The organism is Bradyrhizobium sp. 23AC (assembly GCF_054863025.1).
In genome coordinates this window covers 1-18540 of the sequence record NZ_JAVAYN010000042.1, presented here as the reverse complement: position 1 = coordinate 18540, position 18540 = coordinate 1, and the positions used below count along the sequence as shown (strand labels likewise).

Annotated in this window: 16 protein-coding genes and 2 pseudogenes; 12 read left to right on the top strand and 6 right to left on the bottom strand. The window is 59.4% G+C overall.

The window, feature by feature from the left end; genetic code table 11:
• Positions 1–511 precede the first annotated feature (511 nt).
• Positions 512–934: a hypothetical protein gene (locus tag RAD10_RS40985; protein ID WP_461621908.1), complete on the top strand. Its 423-nt coding sequence runs from the start codon at positions 512–514 to the stop codon at positions 932–934.
• A 52-nt stretch (positions 935–986) separates the two neighbouring features.
• Positions 987–1509 (top strand): annotated as a pseudogene (locus RAD10_RS40980) (IS21 family transposase); the annotation flags it as partial.
• Positions 1510–1762: 253 nt separating this feature from the next.
• Here the strand turns inward: RAD10_RS40980 and RAD10_RS40975 are convergent.
• Complete coding sequence (locus tag RAD10_RS40975) at positions 1763–2482, bottom strand: SDR family NAD(P)-dependent oxidoreductase (RefSeq protein ID WP_461621905.1); 720 nt, start codon at positions 2480–2482, stop codon at positions 1763–1765.
• A gap of 1111 nt (positions 2483–3593) precedes the next feature.
• Between RAD10_RS40975 and RAD10_RS40970 the strand changes: the two genes are divergently transcribed.
• The 3 genes from RAD10_RS40970 to RAD10_RS40960 all read left to right on the top strand — a co-directional run bounded on the left by RAD10_RS40970 (position 3594) and on the right by RAD10_RS40960 (position 6797).
• A complete protein-coding gene (locus tag RAD10_RS40970; RefSeq protein ID WP_461621907.1) occupies positions 3594–3845 on the top strand; it encodes a MarR family transcriptional regulator in 252 nt (83 codons plus the stop codon).
• Positions 3835–4176 (top strand): porin, encoded by a 342-nt coding sequence (locus tag RAD10_RS40965; protein WP_461621904.1) that lies wholly within the window; start codon positions 3835–3837, stop codon positions 4174–4176. The genes RAD10_RS40970 and RAD10_RS40965 overlap by 11 nt, the downstream gene beginning before the upstream one ends.
• Positions 4177–6101: 1925 nt before the next feature.
• Positions 6102–6797: a hypothetical protein gene (locus tag RAD10_RS40960; protein WP_461621903.1), complete on the top strand. Its 696-nt coding sequence runs from the start codon at positions 6102–6104 to the stop codon at positions 6795–6797.
• Here RAD10_RS40960 and RAD10_RS40955 read toward each other — a convergent pair.
• A pseudogene (locus RAD10_RS40955) lies at positions 6759–7903 on the bottom strand (IS256 family transposase). The gene RAD10_RS40960 and the pseudogene RAD10_RS40955 sit on opposite strands and share 39 nt — an antisense overlap.
• A gap of 779 nt (positions 7904–8682) precedes the next feature.
• Between RAD10_RS40955 and RAD10_RS40950 the strand changes: the two are divergent.
• Entirely contained in the window at positions 8683–9030 is a 348-nt protein-coding gene (locus RAD10_RS40950) for a reverse transcriptase domain-containing protein (RefSeq protein WP_461621902.1), read from the top strand.
• A gap of 11 nt (positions 9031–9041) precedes the next feature.
• On the opposite strand, the gene RAD10_RS40945 is transcribed toward RAD10_RS40950, so the two are convergent.
• The 3 genes from RAD10_RS40945 to RAD10_RS40935 are packed head-to-tail and all read right to left on the bottom strand — an operon-like array spanning position 9042 to position 10821.
• Positions 9042–9380, bottom strand: a complete 339-nt coding sequence (locus RAD10_RS40945) for a helix-turn-helix domain-containing protein (RefSeq protein WP_461621901.1) — start codon at positions 9378–9380, stop codon at positions 9042–9044.
• Between the two features lie 27 nt (positions 9381–9407).
• Positions 9408–10169, bottom strand: a complete 762-nt coding sequence (locus tag RAD10_RS40940; RefSeq protein ID WP_461621900.1) for a hypothetical protein — start codon at positions 10167–10169, stop codon at positions 9408–9410.
• Positions 10099–10821, bottom strand: a complete 723-nt coding sequence (locus RAD10_RS40935; RefSeq protein WP_461621899.1) for a recombinase family protein — start codon at positions 10819–10821, stop codon at positions 10099–10101. The genes RAD10_RS40940 and RAD10_RS40935 overlap by 71 nt, the downstream gene beginning before the upstream one ends.
• 159 nt (positions 10822–10980) lie before the next feature.
• On the opposite strand from RAD10_RS40935, the gene RAD10_RS40930 reads away from it, so the two are divergent.
• Positions 10981–11223, top strand: a complete 243-nt coding sequence (locus RAD10_RS40930) for a hypothetical protein (RefSeq protein ID WP_461621898.1) — start codon at positions 10981–10983, stop codon at positions 11221–11223.
• Positions 11224–11239: 16 nt separating this feature from the next.
• On the opposite strand, the gene RAD10_RS40925 is transcribed toward RAD10_RS40930, so the two are convergent.
• Positions 11240–11398: a hypothetical protein gene (locus RAD10_RS40925; RefSeq protein WP_461621897.1), complete on the bottom strand. Its 159-nt coding sequence runs from the start codon at positions 11396–11398 to the stop codon at positions 11240–11242.
• Between the two features lie 76 nt (positions 11399–11474).
• Between RAD10_RS40925 and RAD10_RS40920 the strand changes: the two genes are divergently transcribed.
• The 5 genes from RAD10_RS40920 (at position 11475) to RAD10_RS40900 (ending at position 17960) form a co-directional block, all read left to right on the top strand.
• Positions 11475–11696, top strand: a complete 222-nt coding sequence (locus RAD10_RS40920; RefSeq protein ID WP_461621896.1) for a hypothetical protein — start codon at positions 11475–11477, stop codon at positions 11694–11696.
• Between the two features lie 29 nt (positions 11697–11725).
• The gene (locus tag RAD10_RS40915) at positions 11726–12292 is read left to right on the top strand and encodes a reverse transcriptase domain-containing protein (RefSeq protein WP_461621895.1); all 567 of its coding nucleotides are present in this window, start codon (positions 11726–11728) and stop codon (positions 12290–12292) included.
• A gap of 852 nt (positions 12293–13144) precedes the next feature.
• Positions 13145–14404, top strand: a complete 1260-nt coding sequence (gene ltrA / locus RAD10_RS40910; protein ID WP_461621894.1) for a group II intron reverse transcriptase/maturase — start codon at positions 13145–13147, stop codon at positions 14402–14404.
• Positions 14405–14938: 534 nt separating this feature from the next.
• Positions 14939–16000, top strand: coding sequence for a D-alanine--D-alanine ligase (locus tag RAD10_RS40905; RefSeq protein ID WP_461621893.1), 1062 nt, complete (start codon positions 14939–14941; stop codon positions 15998–16000).
• A 580-nt stretch (positions 16001–16580) separates the two neighbouring features.
• Complete coding sequence (locus RAD10_RS40900; RefSeq protein ID WP_461621906.1) at positions 16581–17960, top strand: CapA family protein; 1380 nt, start codon at positions 16581–16583, stop codon at positions 17958–17960.
• Positions 17961–18540 lie beyond the last annotated feature (580 nt).

Below are 18540 nucleotides of genomic sequence, written 5' to 3'. Positions count from 1 at the left end.
TCGACGTTGACGTTCCATTCGACACCTCCGGGCTCAACGAGCCTACTACAGGTGTCCACTCATTCGGAGGAGGTTCAGTTCTGGCTGTGTCGGGCGAAGAGATCGCAGAAGTTAAGATCCTGACGACTGAGGGGTAATCACCCCAAGGGGCGGTACACCGCGCAAGACGTGGCGGCACACGCGTCTTCCGGTGTTCTTTCCGGCAGACTTGAAGCAGCTCCCGGCGAAGGCTTGAGGGGCGTAGGTGGGGGCCCGGAGACGTCAATCGCTATCGCACATTCAACCGTTGCAGCGCTGAAGTCCTCTTCGCTCCCGTGAAACGAACATCTTATCCCGCTTCAACGGGCATGAACTCTCCACTCACCGCAAGAGAACTCGACGCGTCGAGTTTGCGTCCAACTTCCTGAGGATCTTTTCATGCCGATTTACTATCCGGGCATACTGGAGCAGAAGAACGAGCACCTTTAGCTATGGCCAAAAGGACGAGGTATTGTACGCGCTTGGAATCGGCATGGGGCCAGACCCAATGGACGAGCGCGAGCTGCCGTTCGTCTACGAGAAGGAGATTAAGGTCTTGCCGACCGCTGTCGCAGTGCTGGCGTCGGCTAAAGGAGGGAGCTCCGAGCCGGCGCCGAACCAGCGAGCAGGCCTCAAGCTCAGCCACTTGAACTGGTTAACGCTGGTGCATGGTGAGCAGAAGATTGAGATGCGCAAGCCGCTGCCATCCTTCGGCACGTTCAGGCCACCAGCCGCACCATCGGCGCCTACGACAACGGCAAGGATAAGGGCGCGTGTCGCGCGGCGATCAAGATGGAAGAGCGCGTCAATCAAGCTGAGAGAGTTTCGCCGGGCTCGTGCCGTAGGGAGGCGTAGCCCGACCGGAGTTACGTGCCCGGCGTCGGCGCGATCCGCGAGGGACCGCGCCGACTGGTGATCTCGGCCGGCTGGTTATGCAAGTGGTTCTTCCGCCAAGAGGAATCACTCGCTTGACCGGCCGACACATCACAGATCACCAGATGAGGCTCTACATGAAGTACCGTAAGACCGATAGCCCGCCAGTGGTAGCGGCCAAAGCGTCGTTCAGTGCGTCGACCGCTTATCGGATCGAGAGAGATCCCCGACTTCCATCGCAAAAGAAAGGGCTCCCCGCGGCCGGCGACGACCGGACCCGTGGAGCGACGTGTTCGAGACCGAGATCGTCCCGATCTTGAAGTCGGCACCTGGCTTACGCCCGGTGGCGGTCTTCGAGGAGATCCTGATCTCGGCACCGGTATCCGTCGTACCCTGGAACGTCGTATCCGTGCCTGGCGGGCGATCCACGGCGAGGAGCAGGAGGTGATCTTCCGCCAGATCCACGAGCCTGGCCAGCTCGGCCTCTCCGACTTCACAGACATGGGCGAGTTGGGTGTTACGATCGCGGGCGCACCGCTGGATCATCGTCTCTATCACTTCCGTTTGGCCTATTGCGGGTTCGAGCACGCCGACGTCGAGCTTAGCGGCGAAGTGTTTAAGGGCCCGAGATTTCGATCGACTATGTATCACAGTGGCCTGCTTGTGGAATCCGCGCTCAGCTTACGAAGAGCAGGCAGCCTATATCGGTTCTTTCCCTCTAAGCCCTCCCGAACCGTCGCACTCCTCCTCGCGAGCCAGCTCACGCAACATCCTGGGCTTGGTTTCGCCATTGACGCAGGGAAGCGGTTCGCGATGCGCGACACATTCGCTGCGCGTGGAAAAGGAGCTGACAATCGTGGTAGCGGCAGATCTACACACTCGCACCGCGGTCGATTGTGATGCACTCACCACTGATGCCGGAAGCAGAAGGGCTCGCAAGAAAGCCAATCGTTGCAACCTCACGCACGTCAACAAACCGATTGCCGGGTTGCGACGCGCGGAAGGCCGCCACGACTTCGTCTGTGCTCATACCGCGATTCTGTGCCTGGGCCTCCAGTTGCCCCCGCATCAGCGGGGTATCCATCCAGCCTGGCGCAACGGCGTTAACAGTTAGACCGTGCGCACCGCCTTCCAGCGCGGCGGTACGGACCACGCCAAGAACTCCGTGTTTAGCGGCACAGTACGCAACCTTCTGCCGTGCACTGCCGTAGCTGGCAACTGATGCCGTGACGATAACGCGGCCGCCGGGTGCTTTCGTCAAGGCCGGCCATGCGGCCTTCAACGCATAGAATGGCCTGTCCAGCATTAGCCCATTAAGACGATCCCATTCGGCGTCGGGAAACTGATCGAAGGGGGCCATGAATTGCAGTCCAGCATTCAACACCAGGATGTCGAGACGCCCAGCAGTCTTGAGCACATGGGCGACCATGTCTCTGTTCCCGCTCGCAGTAGTGAGGTCCGCGTGGAAGACACCGTCGCCGACTACGTCCACCCCATGGACGCACGCTCCGCGTTCCGATAGTTCAGCCGCGATGGCCTTCCCAAGCCCTCCACTGGCTCCAGTTACAAGCGCGACGCGACCCTCGAGCAACCATCCATGTGGATGGGACTGCTGTTGGTGGCCTCAACTGAAGCTCCCGTAGAGGGCACTTCGAGATGACGGCGGCAGCAAAGCCAAGCGACGCTGCCAAACGCGGCAACTGCGCAACAGACGTTCGAGGTCAAGCGTCCGAACAGCATGAGATTTGCATTTCACGCAGAATAGGCAGCCATTGATGTTGATTTGCCCCGCAAAAGGAGCTGACTTAGCAGAAGTTCCGTGCCAAATCAGACGAATGCGGAGCTTCTCTGCAGTTGGACGTGCTCCCGCTAATTAAAGGACCAAGCCCACGCCCGGCTATTGGACTCTTCCCGCCGGTGGCGCGCGCGCCCGGGACCGCTTCTGCAGGACAGTCAACTTTGGCTATGGCATTGGTCTCGGTCAGAACTTCAAAATGTAGCTCGCAGTGTTTCTCCGAATAAAGTTGGTCGGGCCACGTGCCGATCAAGACCTCGCGAGTGCGGGTATTTCGAGGATGCGGCACATCTCGCATTTGGAAGAGTGACACCGATTCAACGGCCCGGCAGTGAATGCCGGTCCTCTTGTTCTCCGCTCATAGGCTAGTTATACAGGCCAGCTCATCCGGTGAAATAGTCCGGTAGCTCTACAATCGCCTTCGGCGGCGCCTATGTATTGACCGAACAACGGTTGCTCCTTTCGAGCTCTGGTGCATCGGGGCGCGCGATTGCAAACACCAAGCGGATCACGCTGATACCATGCTGGCAACGAACTCCGACTTTGATGCAGCGAACAGCGGGGTGGGTGGCGCGCGCAACCGTCTCAGCAACTACTCAGGGAAATAGGTTCTGCGCGCGCTCGAGAGCCTTGATCATAAGAGCTGCTTCACGCGCGACGAGCGGAAAGCATTCGGTCCACCCCGTTACGATATCCACCATTGTTAGCGTCTGAATGAACGCGCCGGATACGGACATGCCACCGTGAGCAACCAGATCCGCTTCGCAGTACCCCGGCGGAGGTGATCCCAGTCATTGAATGTGCGCACCGGGACCTGCCGCCGTACGGCACTGGAAAAGCCCGCCCGCCGTCGGACATCGTCGAGATCCACTCCCAGCTTGAGGCAATACACAAGGGGTGGGCTGAAATGTTGGAAATAAGCGAACCTCAATGGTTGATTTTGATGGCTATCGACGAAATCGACGAGGGCCGCGGGGTTTCCGGGATTGCGGTGACAAATAAGCTTCGGATCCATCCCGCCTTCGTCACAAACCAAACCAAAAAGCTCGAACAAGAAGCCCTATTATCACGCGTAACCTCACCCGATGACGCAAGGTTCCTGCAGATCTTGCTGACGGAAAGGGCGCGGGTTCGGTGCGTGGGCGGCTGTGCGGTATAATAACTCAGCCAAGGGCTATGTCTGCGAAGCTTTAAGGACCCTTGCGCTCTCGACCGGCATCGGCGGCTGTAACCCCGACTTCAACTACGCAGTTGTTGGTACGAAGACGTCCTGGACCCCGCTCAAGGGTCTCACGTTTACGGACGAGCTTGCCTACCTGATGCTCGATCAGAAGTACGCGAGCGGAAGCACCGTGACGCTTCCATTGCAGTCGAGCATCGCCAAGCCTGCTGCTGCATATGAGCTCAAAGACCAGGGTAGCGTCCAGTTGCTGCTCCCGCGCTCAACGCAACTTCTGATCCTCAGCAACGTAACGGAAGGAGGCAAGTAAAGGCTCTTTTGATCTAAGTTTAACCTCCAAGAAGGCCTCCGGCATGCCCGCCGGGGGCTTTTTCTATTCTTTCATTTACGTTTGACTCGTTCAATGTTGTCGACGTCGCGAAGCAGTCGTTTGATGTAATTGCTCGGGGGTGTCCCGTCCGCCACGGCAAGCATTGCCGACCGGGCTGCAGCGCGGGCAATCCGTTCGACCGCGAACGTTAACAAGACGTCGCGGCGATCGCGATGAAATGCTGCCTACACTGGGAGAGCTTCCGATCGGATATATCGAGGTACCGCTTCTGATTACGCTCGAGGATGTCTCGAAATCCACGCGAGTTGCCCTGACTCACGCGATATTCGAGTTCGATCACAGGCTGGAAATCCAGATGCGCCGGAGCGTGTGATGGCGCAGGGCCGCGGTAACGTGATCTGCCTTGGCTGGCTTGAGGGGCTCCCGGCCAAGACGCGGGCCAGTCATAGACGTCGCGCGGAGAGCCAATCTCCTCGATTCGCCCTGCGCTCGTAACGACAACATAATCGGACATTGGGCAAAGCATCGTTCCCCTCGTGCTTTACATAAGCAAACGTGACACCGAGGACACACACAGTTCCTCAACCTTCAAGTGCATCTTGTGCCGGCGCTTGTCAAAATTCTCACCTCGATGTGCGCCGTTTGGTGGGGATCGTCAGAACCCGTTGCCGACGCCGAAGCAGGCGAGATCGCCGGCGGCGCCGTGATGGAAGAAGGATTGGATCGCGGCAAGTCGGGCGTGCGCTGCGACGGAGTTGTTTCGCTACTCCTCGAGTTCGTTGAGGCGAGAACAAGGTCCCGATCGAGATCCTCAAGGGCCAGGGCCGCCGCTTCTTCCGCAAACGCGCGGCGGCAAAGAGGATCAGCATGCCCAAGGCATGGCGATAGCTGGCCAGGGTCGCGGAGGTGGCGTTGCGCTGCTTGGTCAACGGGCGACGAAAGTACGGTTCCGGGAGCGGCGCTAGTAGGAGGTGCTCGCTCATGCCGCGCCTCCGTCGAGGAAGGCACGCTCAGCCGCGATGACGAGAAGATCCGACGAGCCGCTGAGGTAGTAGGCTGTGTCGCTGTAGCTGGCGTGGCCGAGATAGGTCGCGAGTAAGGCAGCAGGGCTTGGACGTCTGCGCGCTGTTGGTGCCACAGCCCGAGCCTGGTCACCGCGAACCGGTGTCGCTGCGGCCGCAGAGGCTTGCTGTTGTCAAGACCATCTTACGGACGAAGACCACCTCGTTGGTCAGATCGACGTCGCTGCGATCAAGCCTGACCACTTCGCTCGATCATAGCCCCGTGCTGGCCAACAATCCCGTCAGCGTCGTCATCGTGAGACCCCTCTGTAAGCTGCATGCGTCGATAAGCGGCGCCAGCTCAGCCTCACTTAGGATGCGCGGCGGCGGAATCGCCCTGGACCTAGGGAAGGCCGCTCCAAGGCCTCAGTCCGGCGGGGCGAAGACGACCAGGTACTCGTAGAATCGGCTGAGTACGCCGTGGCGAGCGGTAGGACTGTTGACGGCGCGCCGAACGACAGGACGAAGTCCAATGCTACCGTCCGAGTGGCGGGCGCAGCCAGCTGAGAACGCTCGGCGTAGCGAACGAAAGTTCGCAGCGTGCCGGCTTGCTTGCTGAAGGCATAGCAGAGAGAGCGGCGCAGTTCGATGTAACGTTCGACCTTCTCGCCGAGGAATGCGGCGAAGGCGATCATGCGAAAGGGCATCCCGACATGAGCGAGTTGCGAGGCCGCGACCTTCCGCGCGTGCGGCCGCTTCAAACACTGCGGTGTATCGATCCATCGAAGGCCATGCAGCGCCCACTAGGATCGGTAGTGTCTCGGGCACCTTTGATGTTGTACTGGAAAATTCGTCACGCAGCGCATGACTGCAGTTCATCGCTGCAGGACGGAGGGTACAGCAATGAACGACCTCGTTGATCCTTTGCAGATATCTCGCTTCCTACAATCGTATGATGCCGACGCTTCCGAAAAGGGTATTAGGCTTTCGATAGGTTTCGATTTCGATGAGTACGTCGCGATTACTCGCGCGACCCCAACGAAAGGCCGCACATATCCAAACTTTCGGCCAGATAGGTCGCCGATTAAACTCGGCGATGGATTTTATACGATTGGCATTGACAAGAAGGAGGAAGTCGCTGTTCTACAAGCTGTTCGACTTTATGACCTTTCAGACAGCAACTTTGCAGAGCATCTTCAATCTCTGCGGGCGTTCTACGCTGATCCGACTAAACATGCGCATCCGCAGGATTATTGTAAGTGCGCAGCACCGAGTGCGAAGAAGATCAGCGGGAGAGTCGCCTACCACGGAGACGCTTGGCTGCGGCGGGATTATAGAGGAAAGGGGATCCCCAGGATTATGGCGGGAATAGCATTTGGTGTCTCGTTTTCGATGTGGGCTCCAGACTTCGTATGTGCGCTCGTGGCGCGCTGGCTGTTGGACAAAGGCGTCGTTGCGCAATACGGATATCCGCATCATGAACGACGCGGGTCATTATTGCAGTTGGTGGAAGAGGATATCGTGGACAACGACTGGTTAATTTGGCTAACCGGAAACGAGTTAAGGAGCTGTGTTACCCGTTTCGAACAACAAAGGTGATTCAGAACGTGTGCGGCTCGCCATGGTAAGGTCGCGCTCACGCTGTGGCGGCAGCCAAATACGATAGGTCCTCGCCACCAACCTCGCTGTACGCTTGCTTCTCGGTTGAATAAGCCGCGCGGTCCAGCGCTTTACCTCGACATTGACGTTCGAGCCGATTGGTCGAGTGCAGCTTGGCGCGGTGCGCGGCCGGGAAGCTCATATGAGCCAGCACGTCGGTCTCGGCCTCGTCGAGGAACGCCGCGAGCTTCGGCAGTTTGGGACGCAGCTGGTCGGCGATGCGCCGCCATTGCGACGCGTCGCTTCTGCGTCGTCCTGGGCAAAGGCGGTAGCAATGAAAGCGGAGACGACGCGCCGCCCGCTCTTGCCGGCATGTGCCAGCGCATTGGGCGTGAGGTGGACGCGTCAGCGCTGCCAGGTGGCATTGAGAATCTTTCCGACCGTGGCTTTGATCCACTCATAGGCGTCGGACAGGACCAGCTTGACGCCGCGCAAGCCCCGCCGCGCCAGCTTGCGCAGGAACACGGTCCAGAACGTCTCCGCCTCGGACGGACCAATATCCATGCCGAGAACTTCGCGGCGGCCATCGCTGTTGACCCCGACCGCGATGATCACCGCGACCGAGACAATGCGCCCGTTCTGCCGCACCTTCACATAGGTGGCGTCGATCCACAGATAGGGCCAGTCGCCCTCAATCGGGCGACTGAGGAAGGCCTTCACCTTGTCATCGATCTCACCGCACAGCCGCGACAGCTGGCTCTTGGAGATCCCCGTCATGCCCATCGCCTGCACCAGATCCTCGACCGAGCGGGTGGAGGCGCCCTGGACGTAGGCTTCCTGAACCAAAGCGGTGAGCGCCTTCTCGGGAAGTAGGAGCCTTTGCGCAGCTTGGGAATGCGAAGCTCGACGGTGCCGGCGCGGGTCTCCCAGCTCCGATCGCGGTAGCCGTTGCGCTGGACCAGGCGCTCCTGGCTCTTCTCGCCATAAGTGGCCCCCGTCAGGCCATCGACCTCGAGCTCCATCTGCCGCTCGGCGGCAAAACCGATCATCTCGCGCAACAGATCGGCATCAGGGGTCTTCTCTACGAGCGCGCGCAGGTTCATCATGTCGTCGGTGGTTCCTCGAATCAGGTTGGTGTCGCAATCCAAACCTTACCGACGAATCATCGGTGACCCCCGCAAAGCCGCTCGCTACAGCGCTATGTGGGGCGCGCGTCGCGAGCGGCTTTGCTAATCAGCTACACCACTCCTTGGGAGTACGTCATGCCAAGTTGATGAATGCTTGTGGGTGCAAGTCCCATCCGGCCAAAGCCGTAGCAGGCAAGCCGGGACCGAGCCTTGCGGGCGTCGCGGTAACGCGGAGTCTGAAGTGTAGACAGGAGCCATGTGGGGTGCGGGAATGAGCCTCGAAAGGGGGATGTTCGCGGAGGCCGAGGGTGTTCCCTAGTCACGAAGGCAGCATGAGCATCGTCGCTATGCGAGACGATGTCGCTCCGTCGGTCGATGGCCGGATCACGTATGGAAGGTAATCATCTGAACATGAGAGGCCCGACCGGGTCCACTGGATTGGTCTCCAGTGGGGGACAGCGGCAAGGCACTGCCGGAGCCGCGGACGAGCTGAGGTCAGGAGTCGGACTGGTCCATAGTACCTGCGAAGTCGTCGGGCCGTCCCGAGCGGAGCCCGCGCGAGAAGGCGAGGGTCCGGACACAGAGCCGGGTTGCCTTGACGCCGAACCTCAATCGGGTGAACGCGGCGACCAAGCAGGCTGCCCAAACCGGTTCTCAGCCTTGCTGCATCACATCGAGACACACACACCGAGGACGATCTGCTTCGGGCGTTTCGACGACAAAAGCGGCAGGCCAGCGCGGGGGTCGATGAAGTAACGGTGGCGCGGTACGAAGAGGGGCTCACGGATAACATCCGCGACCTCTGCGCACGGGTCCACACTGGTCGCTACCCGCCACAGCCGGTCCGGCGGGTCTACATTCCCAAAGCCGACGGCGGTAAGCGGCCTCTCGGTGTGCCGGCGCTAGAGGACAAGATCGTCCAAAGCGCGGTGGCCGAGGTGTTGAGCGCCGTCTACGAGGCCGGCTTCCTCGGGTTCTCCTACGGCTTCCGGCCGGGGCGCAATCCGCACATGGCGCTTGATGCTTTGCATACAGCGATCATGAGTCAGCGCGTGAACTGGGTGCTCGATGCCGACATACGCAGCTTCTTGGACGTGGCTTCATAATACCCCCTGGTTCATGCGGTTTGGTCGAAAAGGCTGGATTGCGGGGCTAAGACCTTGATGCGGAGTCCTTTTTGCTTCCCGCGCACGACGTGCACGGCTTCGAGTTCGCCGCGCTTGACTCGCTGCAAGACGGTTTGGCGCGACACCCCGAGCGCCCGGACAGCCTCGCGCATCGGCAGAAAGTCCTCGGACGTTTCGCCGTTGAAGCGCGCCTTGAGTTCATTGGTCAGACGAATGCGCCAGGGCGCGCCTGGCGTGAGCTGCTCGCCGGCGATAATGCCGTCATTGAGCAAACGATGGATCGTCGAGGGAGCGACACCGAGCGCGGCGGCGGCTTGCTTGATGGTCAAAAGATCGCCGGCGGCTTGCGGTTTGTCTTAGCTCGGGATCTTCCAGTGCCGGCGTAAATTGCCGACGCGGTTGCGGTCGAAGCGGTGGCCGTAAGCGGTCGTGCGGCCCTGCCGGTTGAGGATTCCGGCGGTTACGGCATCGGGATAATGCCCTGCCAGTCGGCGCAGGAGTGCAACTGTGTCCTCGTCGGTACGGATCGTCGCTGGCCGCGATCGGGGCAGGGCGAGATCGATCTCGGTCAGCGCGCTGCCCTTCCAGCGCAGCGTCAAATGGGCGGCAAAGGCATCCCGATCGACTTTGATGATGACCTCGTCGATGAGCGTTCGCAGCAACTCTTTCCGGTCGCGCGGCGTCGTCGTGCTTGCGTTCCAGACGGAGATGAGATCAGGCCCCAGCGCGAGCAGGCGGTCACGCTCCTGCTGGGTGATCGTATGGGGGCGCGCGGCCTCACGACGCGCAAGATCGGCCTTTGCGGCCTCCAGCGCCTTCAGGCATGCTTCCCACTCCCGCTCGAGCCCGCGCGCGACGAGACGGTTGTCGGGGTCGACGGCGCGGTAGCGACGTTCTGCGCGCTGGGCTTCATAGCTGGCGCGTTCCTCGGCAAGTCGCCATTGTTTGAGCGCCGCCTCGCGATCCGCTTCAAGCCGTTCCGCGGCGGTGAGTGTCGCGGTCAGTTTTGCGGGTTCTAAGGCGGCGATGAACGCCTGGGTTATGGCGTCATCGATTTGAACGCCAACCGATATTGAGGCAATAGACGCCGCGGTTCTCGACCAGCACCTTGCCAGCACAGTGATAGCCTGGCGAAGAATTGCGTCCGCGATAGTGGGTATGCAGGCGGCGTCCGCAATGGCCGCAACTGGCAAGACCTTGCAGGAGGGCGCCGCCCTCTCTCACGGCGCCGCCGCCCTTGTGCGGCTGCGGTCGCGTGTTCTCGGCGAGACGTTGCTGATTTGCTTCATAGGTCTGCCAATCGATGAAGCCTGGATGATGCTCGGGGATGAGGACCTGCCATTGGGAACGCGGCAAGGATCGAATCCGCTTCTTGCGCGCGCCAGTGCCATCGAGAATCGTCTCTTGGCGCATTTTGCCATAGACATAGGCGCCGGCATAGACGGGATTGGTCAAGACCTGGTGGATGGCGGTGTAGCTTGCCTCGACCCAGCGGATCTCGGCACGGGCGTGCAGCTGCAGCGGGAATTTGAGCCCCTCGGAACGAAACCAGAGCCAAACGCGACGCGCCGATCCCATCTCGGCAAAGCGCGCAAAAACATTGCGAATGGCGGTAACGACAGCCTCATCGGGATGGAAGCGGACCTCGCCATCAGCCTCGCCCCAGACGAAGCCGACCGGCAGACCGCGGCGCAGTTCGCCGCGCGCCGCCTTGTTGCGGATGCCGCCGTTGAGGCGAGCCCGCAGCACGTGCAATTCGGCTTCGCTCATCGTGCCTTTGAGCCCCTAGCAAGAGGCGATCATTGAACACGGCCGGATGATAAATGCCGTCGGCATCGCCGATCAGCGTGTCGGTAAATCCGGCCAGATCAATCAGGCGGTTACCATTCGGCGTTATTGCGCGCGAGCCGCGAGACTTCGAGACCGAGCATGACCGACGCGCGCGAGCGCCACTTCGGCGGTGAGGCGGGCAAAGCCCGAACGCGCCACCGAGCCCGAACCGGAGAGGCCAAGATCCTCGTCGATAACGATGATGCGGTCATCGGGCCAGCCGAGGTCGCGCGCTTTGCCGACAAGAGCATATTGCCGCTCCGTCGATTCGCGGTTGTGCTCGACCTGTGCGGCGCTGGATTGGCGCAGATAGACGACGGCCTGTCGAGAGAGATGACTTGACGTAATCTTGACGCGCTCATTCATCGCTTGCCTCCGTCGACGGGCCGTTCTGAAGCAGGCGTGAGATGAGGCGCGCCAGGATCTCGATTGCCGCCATGCGGGCGGCTTCGTCGATTTGTTCCCAGGCGCTTGGTGGAACATCGCGCTGATCGAAAAAGTCCAGGTTCAATTGCATGGCGGCTCTCCTTGCACGGCGCCGACTCGGCCCCCCGGATGCAAAGAGCGTCGACGAGCTTGCGCAAGTGGAGCAAATGACCGAGCCTGCCGAGATCGTGGACAGCGTCATCGGCATCGATTGGCGGCGTGCCTCCAAGCGGCTCCACCTTCCAATCGGTCCAGCTCGCCGGAATCAACGACCGACTGCCATCCGGCAAAACTGTGAGGAGGTAGTGGTTGCCGCGCCGCCTGATGGTGCCAATCACGGCCAGCACGCGACCTTCGAAAGCGTGTCGCGTGCGCGTGATCGTCACTGAAGCTGGAACATCATGGCGATGGGCAGTCTGTGGCCGCTTCCTTCGACTCGGTCGACCACGAGTGGCTGGTGCGGATGGTGGCGCACAGGATCGCCGATCCTCGCATCCTACGGCTCATCGGGCTGTGGCTGCGGGCTGGCGTTCTCGAGAGCGGCGAGAAGCGAGAGACGGACAGGGGTACGCCGCAAGGGGCAGGCATTAGCCCGTTCCTTGCCAACATCTTCCTGCACTACATCCTCGATCTCTGGGCCCACCAATGGCGCCGTTGTCATGCAGGCGGTCACGTTGTGATCGTGCGCTATGCCGACGACTTCGTCATGGGCTTCGACAGCAAGGCCGATGCGCAGGAAGTGCTCTTGGCCCTCAAGGCGCGGCCGGCCAGCTTCGATCGGACGCTCCATGAGGACAAGACGCGCCTGATTGAGTTTGGCCGGTTCGCCGCCCTCTCGCGTCAGCGGCGCGGCGAGCGGCGGCCCGAGACCTTCGCCTTCCTCGGCTTCACCCATTACTGCGGGCCGACCCGAGATGGCCGGTTCATCGTGAAGCACAAGACGGGAGGGAAACGTCTGACGCGCAAGCTGACGGCGTTGCGCTAGGACGCCTGGCGACTCATGCACGCGCCACTAGCCACGCAACACGAATGGCTCGCCGCCGTTCTGCGTGGACACTACGGCTACTATGACAGACCGCACAACTATCCAGCGCTCAACGGCTTTTACCGGGAAGTGCGTCGGACGTGGATGCGCTGTCTGAGACGGCGTAGCGAGAAAAGTCGGCGCATGGGCTGGGAGTTCGAGACCTTGATGGCACGCTTCCGTCTGCCCGTTCCACGCATCACTCGCACTTGGGTGCAGGCGCGGATACGACGCGGGTTACTCTCGTGAAGAGCCGGGTGCGGGGTGTGCTGTAGATGCGCACGGAAGGGGGTTTGCAATGAACAACTGACCGTGGGGATAAGCTGCGCGAAAGATGAGGGCCGGCCCCTCGGGATCGGCTTTCAGGAGCAGGTCCCAAACCAGTCCAAGCTGCTGCGTTTAAGAGGCGTGGTGGTGAGCGTTGGATCAAAAGTCCGAATGAAATTCGGGCAGGTGAGCATTCGAGAGACGAGCGTGAGCAAACCCTCGTTGACGCGCCGAAAGGCTTTAGACACTGCCAAAACCGGAGGCGCTCGCATCCTCTGGGACAAATCTGTCGGTCACCTGGGTACTGGGCAGATGGCAGTCGGCGTATAGGGGGCGTGAAGCGGATGCAGGCTTTCGCGTGGAACTGCAGGAACCAGTCCCTGGATGCCAAGGGAGAAGCTGAAGCGGCCAAAACTGCGAGGCGAGAGTACCGAAGTCAGGGCCTGGGGCGGACCGACCCGTATTAGCGGTGAAGGCCCCGTAATCGGGCTGGAGCAAAGGGGTCGGGTCAGGACTATCGTAATTGACGTACCAACTGGAAACAGGATGACGACGACGATCACGACAAACAAGCCGTTTCATATCGATAAGAAGCGTGTGCACGAGGCTTACAAAGCGGTCAAATCCAATGCGGGTTCGGCCGGTGTGGATGGACAGACGATCGAGCAGTTTGACTCCGACTTGCAGAACAATCTCTACAAGCTTTGGAATCGGATGAACTCGGGAAGCTACTTTCCACCACCGGTGCGCGCCGTCTCCATTCCCAAGAAGGCTGGAGGCCAGCGGATTTTAGGTGTGCCAACCGTAGCGGATCGAGTGGCACAGATGGTTGTCAAACAACTCATTGAGCCGGATTTGGACCCAATATTTTTGGCAGACTCCTATGGCTATCGGCCGAGAAAATCGGCACTCGATGCTATCGGCGTCACGCGCAAGCGGTGCTGGAAATACGACTGGGTTCTCGAGTTCGACATCAAAGGTCTGTTCGACAACATCGACCACGAACTTTTGCTACGGGCTGTCCGGAAGCACGTGACGTGCAAATGGGCGCTGCTCTACATCGAACAATGGCTGACGGCACCCATGAACAAGGACGGGATAATTATCGAGCGAACCCGCGGCACCCCTCAGGGGGGCGTGATTAGCCCTATATTATCCAACCTTTTCCTGCACTACACTTTCGACCTCTGGATGGGACGGGCGCACCCTGACCTCCCATGGTGTAGGTATGCAGACGATGGCCTAGTGCACTGCCGGAGCGAGCAAGAAGCGGAAGCCCTAAAGGCCGAGCTACAAACTCGTCTGGCGGAATGCGGACTTGAGATGCACCCCACCAAAACCAGGATTGTCTACTGTAAGGACAGCCGGCGGAAAGGGAGCTATTCGAACGTCAAGTTTGACTTCCTTGGCTACTGCTTCCGGCCCCGACGGGCAAAGAACATGCAAGACGCTTCGGTGTTCTGCAGTTTTCTGCCTGGGGTCAGCGCTTCGGCGCTGAAGTCCATGCGGGCGGCAATCCGGGATTTGAACCTCCGAAGACGAACCCATGTGTCAATGGCTGACATCGCTCGGCAGCTCAATCCACTCCTGCGAGGGTGGATTGAATATTACGGTCGATTCACGCGGGCGGCTCTGGGGCCAATCCTTCGATACGTCAATCAGACAATCGAGGCTTGGATGATGCGGAAGTTCAAACGCTTTGTGGGTCGCAAGGCCAAGGCCGGCCGCGTCCTCGAACGACTATCTCGAGAGCGTCCCGGCTTGTTCGCACACTGGAAGATCGGCATACGCGGCTCGTTCGCCTGATGGGAGCCCAGTGAGGCGAGAGTCTCACGCTGGGATCTATGAGAGGCCGGCGGTGAGAGTCCGCCGGCCTACTCGCCAAAGCCGCCCGCCCGGATCTGTGAGGGCGAAAGCCGAATGGCTGAGCTACTCGACCTGCGGTTTCGGGCAGTTGGCCGATGGCCGAAAAGAAGCTGCATCTTGCTGCCCTTGTTTCATCTGGTCCCGTTTCCGTCAGTCACGGTTGGGTGGCGGCTGCCGAACCCGAATGGCGATCTACTTGCCGCCGAGAAGCTCGGTACATGACTGTGACCGACGCGGGAATTTCCAAGCTGTAGCCGATGGCTCTCTTAAAGCATATCGGCATACACAGCGCAAAGCACGCCGGGAGCCGCGGACATTAGTCACGTTTACCTCAGCACTCACTGCGTTGGAGTTCACTACATTCGCCACCTACAACCCCTGTTTCCTAGTAGTTGTGGAACGGCGTTGGCGATGATGAATTCGCGCTGTAGCCAGCCTTCATAGGCTCGTTCAGATCATATAAGGACATTGATCATGACCATATTAAACGTGGCGCTATTGTTTGGCGGCGGACCAACTGAGCACGACACGTCAATTTGGTCCGCTCGGTCAGTGTACGAAGCCTTAGAAAGAAAACGCTTTAACCCAATATTGGTCGGCGTTGCGAGGGACGGCAGGTGGTTCCTACAGGAGGATACGAATGAGTTTCCTCTGCAGGTGGATACGTCAGGTGCTCAACTGATATTTTTGCCGGGAGGGGGCGGCAAAGCGCTTGTCCATCGGTGCAACCAGCATGACAGCATATGTCACGTGGATGTAGTGTTCCCAATCTCGCCCTATGGCCACTCGCGGGGCATAATGGAAACAGCGCCGGTAGCCTTTGTAGGATCCCGGGGCCCAGCGCAGACGATATGCAGCGATAAACAAATCACGAAACGGATATTGCGCGATGCTGGCCTTCCGGTCGCTCGATCTCTTGTGGTAATAGCTCAGGAACAAGTGACGTTTCGGTGTGTCCAAGAAGCGCTCTGCAGCCGCTCGTTATATGTAAAGCCGGTAAGCCTTCATTCTTCTATTGGGGTGAGCAAGGTAACTTGTGAATCAGACTTTCAGTCCGCTCTTCATCTCGCGTTTAGCTATGACAGTAGGGTGTTACTCGAGGAGGAAGTGCAGGGGCGCGAACTCGAGTGTGCAATTCTACAGGACGCCGAGCGCCCTAGCGAATTAATTTGTTCGTGGCCAAGTGAGATCATTCCAACTGAGCATCCCTTCTTCACGTCTCAGGCGAAATTCGATAAGAAGGGAGTAAAAATCAGTACGAAAGCAGAGCTTGACGAAGCGGAAGTCGATCGAGTGCGGGCGCTATCTCGCGAAGCGTTCAGGGTGATCGGCTGTGAGGCTTTGGCACGGGTGGATTTTTTTATGCGCCCCAATGGGGAACTGCTGATTAACGAAGTGGGCCCCGCGCCCGGTCTCAGCTCCTCCTCCGTGTATTCGATGATGATGGAGGAATCGGGTATTCCATACAAGATTTTGGTGCAGAAGCTACTTGAAGATGCGATTAAGCGCTCTGAGCGAGCGAGGGCAGTCCTATGACTTCGCCCTACGTGGGGATGCGATCAGCTTTAGCGATGATCTCCGCCCTCATCCGTAAGAAGCTTGCTCGTACTCGCCCGCAGATCAGAGCAACGCGTGACCTCGGTCGTGAGCTGTAGGCTCGCGGCCGCTCGCTGACGGTGAGGAGCGGGTTCTGCCGAGAGGTCGAGAAGGCTTCATTCGCCGCGCTCAGCGAGGTTGACTCGGAGAGCCGGAAAATCGCGGCGATCCGTGAGCGAATCTGTATGACCATGGACGTTCTTGCCCCGGAATTCCTAGGGGCCATAGCGAAGCAGACCCCTATCTGATCGCAAACGGGTGGTTTGTCGAAATCAAGTAAGGGCTTGGCCCGTGCCGGACGGTACGCCGCCGGGCGGACAGAGGAAGCCTTGGATGTCATGGAACGGAACGCTCTGAGCGATGGGCAACGGGATCGACCTGACTATCGTCGGCCGGACCAGCGCGCTTCGATAGGCCGCGACAACCGTATGTCGGGCGTGTTGTGGATCGTGCGAATCGGCTCTCCGTGGCGTTGATGAGAGCACGGATGACTTCCCATGAGCGGACGCACCCAGGCGCTATGAACAGGCACTCAGGCAAGCATTTGGTCCGGCGGGATGTTAGCTATGACACAGCCGGTTCGATTGCAACGAACGTGGCGGACGGCTTCACGATGGTAGCGGTTGGCGACCTGATTGTGACGAGGCCGCTGACGAAAGGTCAAGATCAGGGCTTCGGCTCGATTATCAAGATACTTTTTGGTGCCGATGTCACGTTTGGCAACATGGAAACCAACATCTTCGATGTCCGGACGTTCAAGGGCAGTCCCCAAGCTGAATACGGTGGTGCTTATCACGTTAGCGTTCCGGAGGTCGGATCCGATTTAAAGGCGATGGGTTTTAACCTCGTCAGTTACGCGAACAACCACACGTTTGACTGGGGCATCGAAGGCATGCGGGAGACCAGCCGTGTGCTCGATCAAAATGGGATCGTTCATGCAGGCGTTGGCGAAAACCTAGCGCAAGCCGGTGCCCCTCGTTTTTTAGAGACCCCACGCGGTCGTGTGGCATTAGTGTCGTTTGCCGCAACGTTCACGCCAATGTCTCGGGCATGCGACCCGGCTGGAGGCGCGCCAGGCCGACCGGGATTGAACAGCTTGCGCTTGACGAGAAGCGTCGTGATTCCACCGGAGATGCTAGAGGCTGTAAGACAGGTACGGAGCGCATTACCCGACTTCACTCCCAATGGCGACGATTTAGATGCCGTCGTCCTAGCTGGGGTAACATACAGGGCGGGCCCCAAAGCCGGCTACAGCTATCAACCCGACCCTCGGGACATTACGGCCATTCTGCGAAACATTAGGCAAGGCAAGCAATTCTCCGATTTCTGCATCGCCACCAACCACGGTCACGAGCCTGGCAATTGGAGCCAGGAGCCGCCCGATTACGAACAATCGTTTGCTCATCGGCTGATTGATGCTGGAGCCGATGCATATGTAGGGCACGGGCCGCACCGGTTGCGAGGCATCGAGATCTACAAACGGCGACCCGTATTTTATAGCCTCGCAAACTTCATCATGGACGACCTGCGATCGCCCGTTGGTGCTGACATGTTCGAGGAATACGGCAAAGATCCGCGATGCAATACGGATGCCGAGGTAACGGTCAGCGAGATGTCAGAGGGGTATCGGACGGACCCGGGTTTTTCAGATCCGGTCTTCTACGAAAGCATTGTCACTGTCAGCCGATTTGAGAAGAACCAACTCACAGAACTGCGGATTTATCCAATTGAACTTGGTCGCTTGAAGAGGTTTGCCAACCGTGGGGTCCCCCGCTTGGCGCCTGCTCCACAAGCACAGGTCATCTTGGAACGTCTAAAGGCGCTGTCGAAGCCATTTGGGACCCACATCGCCATCGAGAATAATACCGGAATCATCAACCTGCAGCCAAACTCATCATAAGACCACGCGCCACTTCCACGATCTGCCGTGGATTGCCCACATCGTCGAGAGGGCTGCCCAATCTGATTGGGCGTGATTCTGTCCGTGACGCCGAATCACTGGGACGTCATGGATGAATGTTGAATCGCAGCCGGCTCGGCCGGCTGGTAAGATGCCGAGTCCGGATAAACGTCTGCAACGTGACCGGTATGAGCTCCCACGTCCGCAGTGATCAGCGGGCGAGTGCATAGCGGATCGGCATCCAGTATTGGCGCAGCACCTCGACGGTCGCTGGAATGTCGAGGGTTGCGGAGAAAGTCCTCGGTCTCGCGGCCGCTTCGCGACGCTCCGAGCAGCGGACGGCCCTGATCGTCGCGAGGAAACGGCGCGCGTATCTGAAGCGCTGTCATTTCAGGACGTCATGAACCGGTTGACACCAGATTTAGTCACGTGAAACTCCAATCGATTTCACCCGGCGGCGCGGCCCGGCCGAAGCCTAGTCAACAGGGTCAACGTAAACTCCTAATGAGAGAGAAGGATCAACCGATGAGGATTTATAACCGCAAGCTCAACCGAGGCGAGGCCAAGCTATGAGCACTTT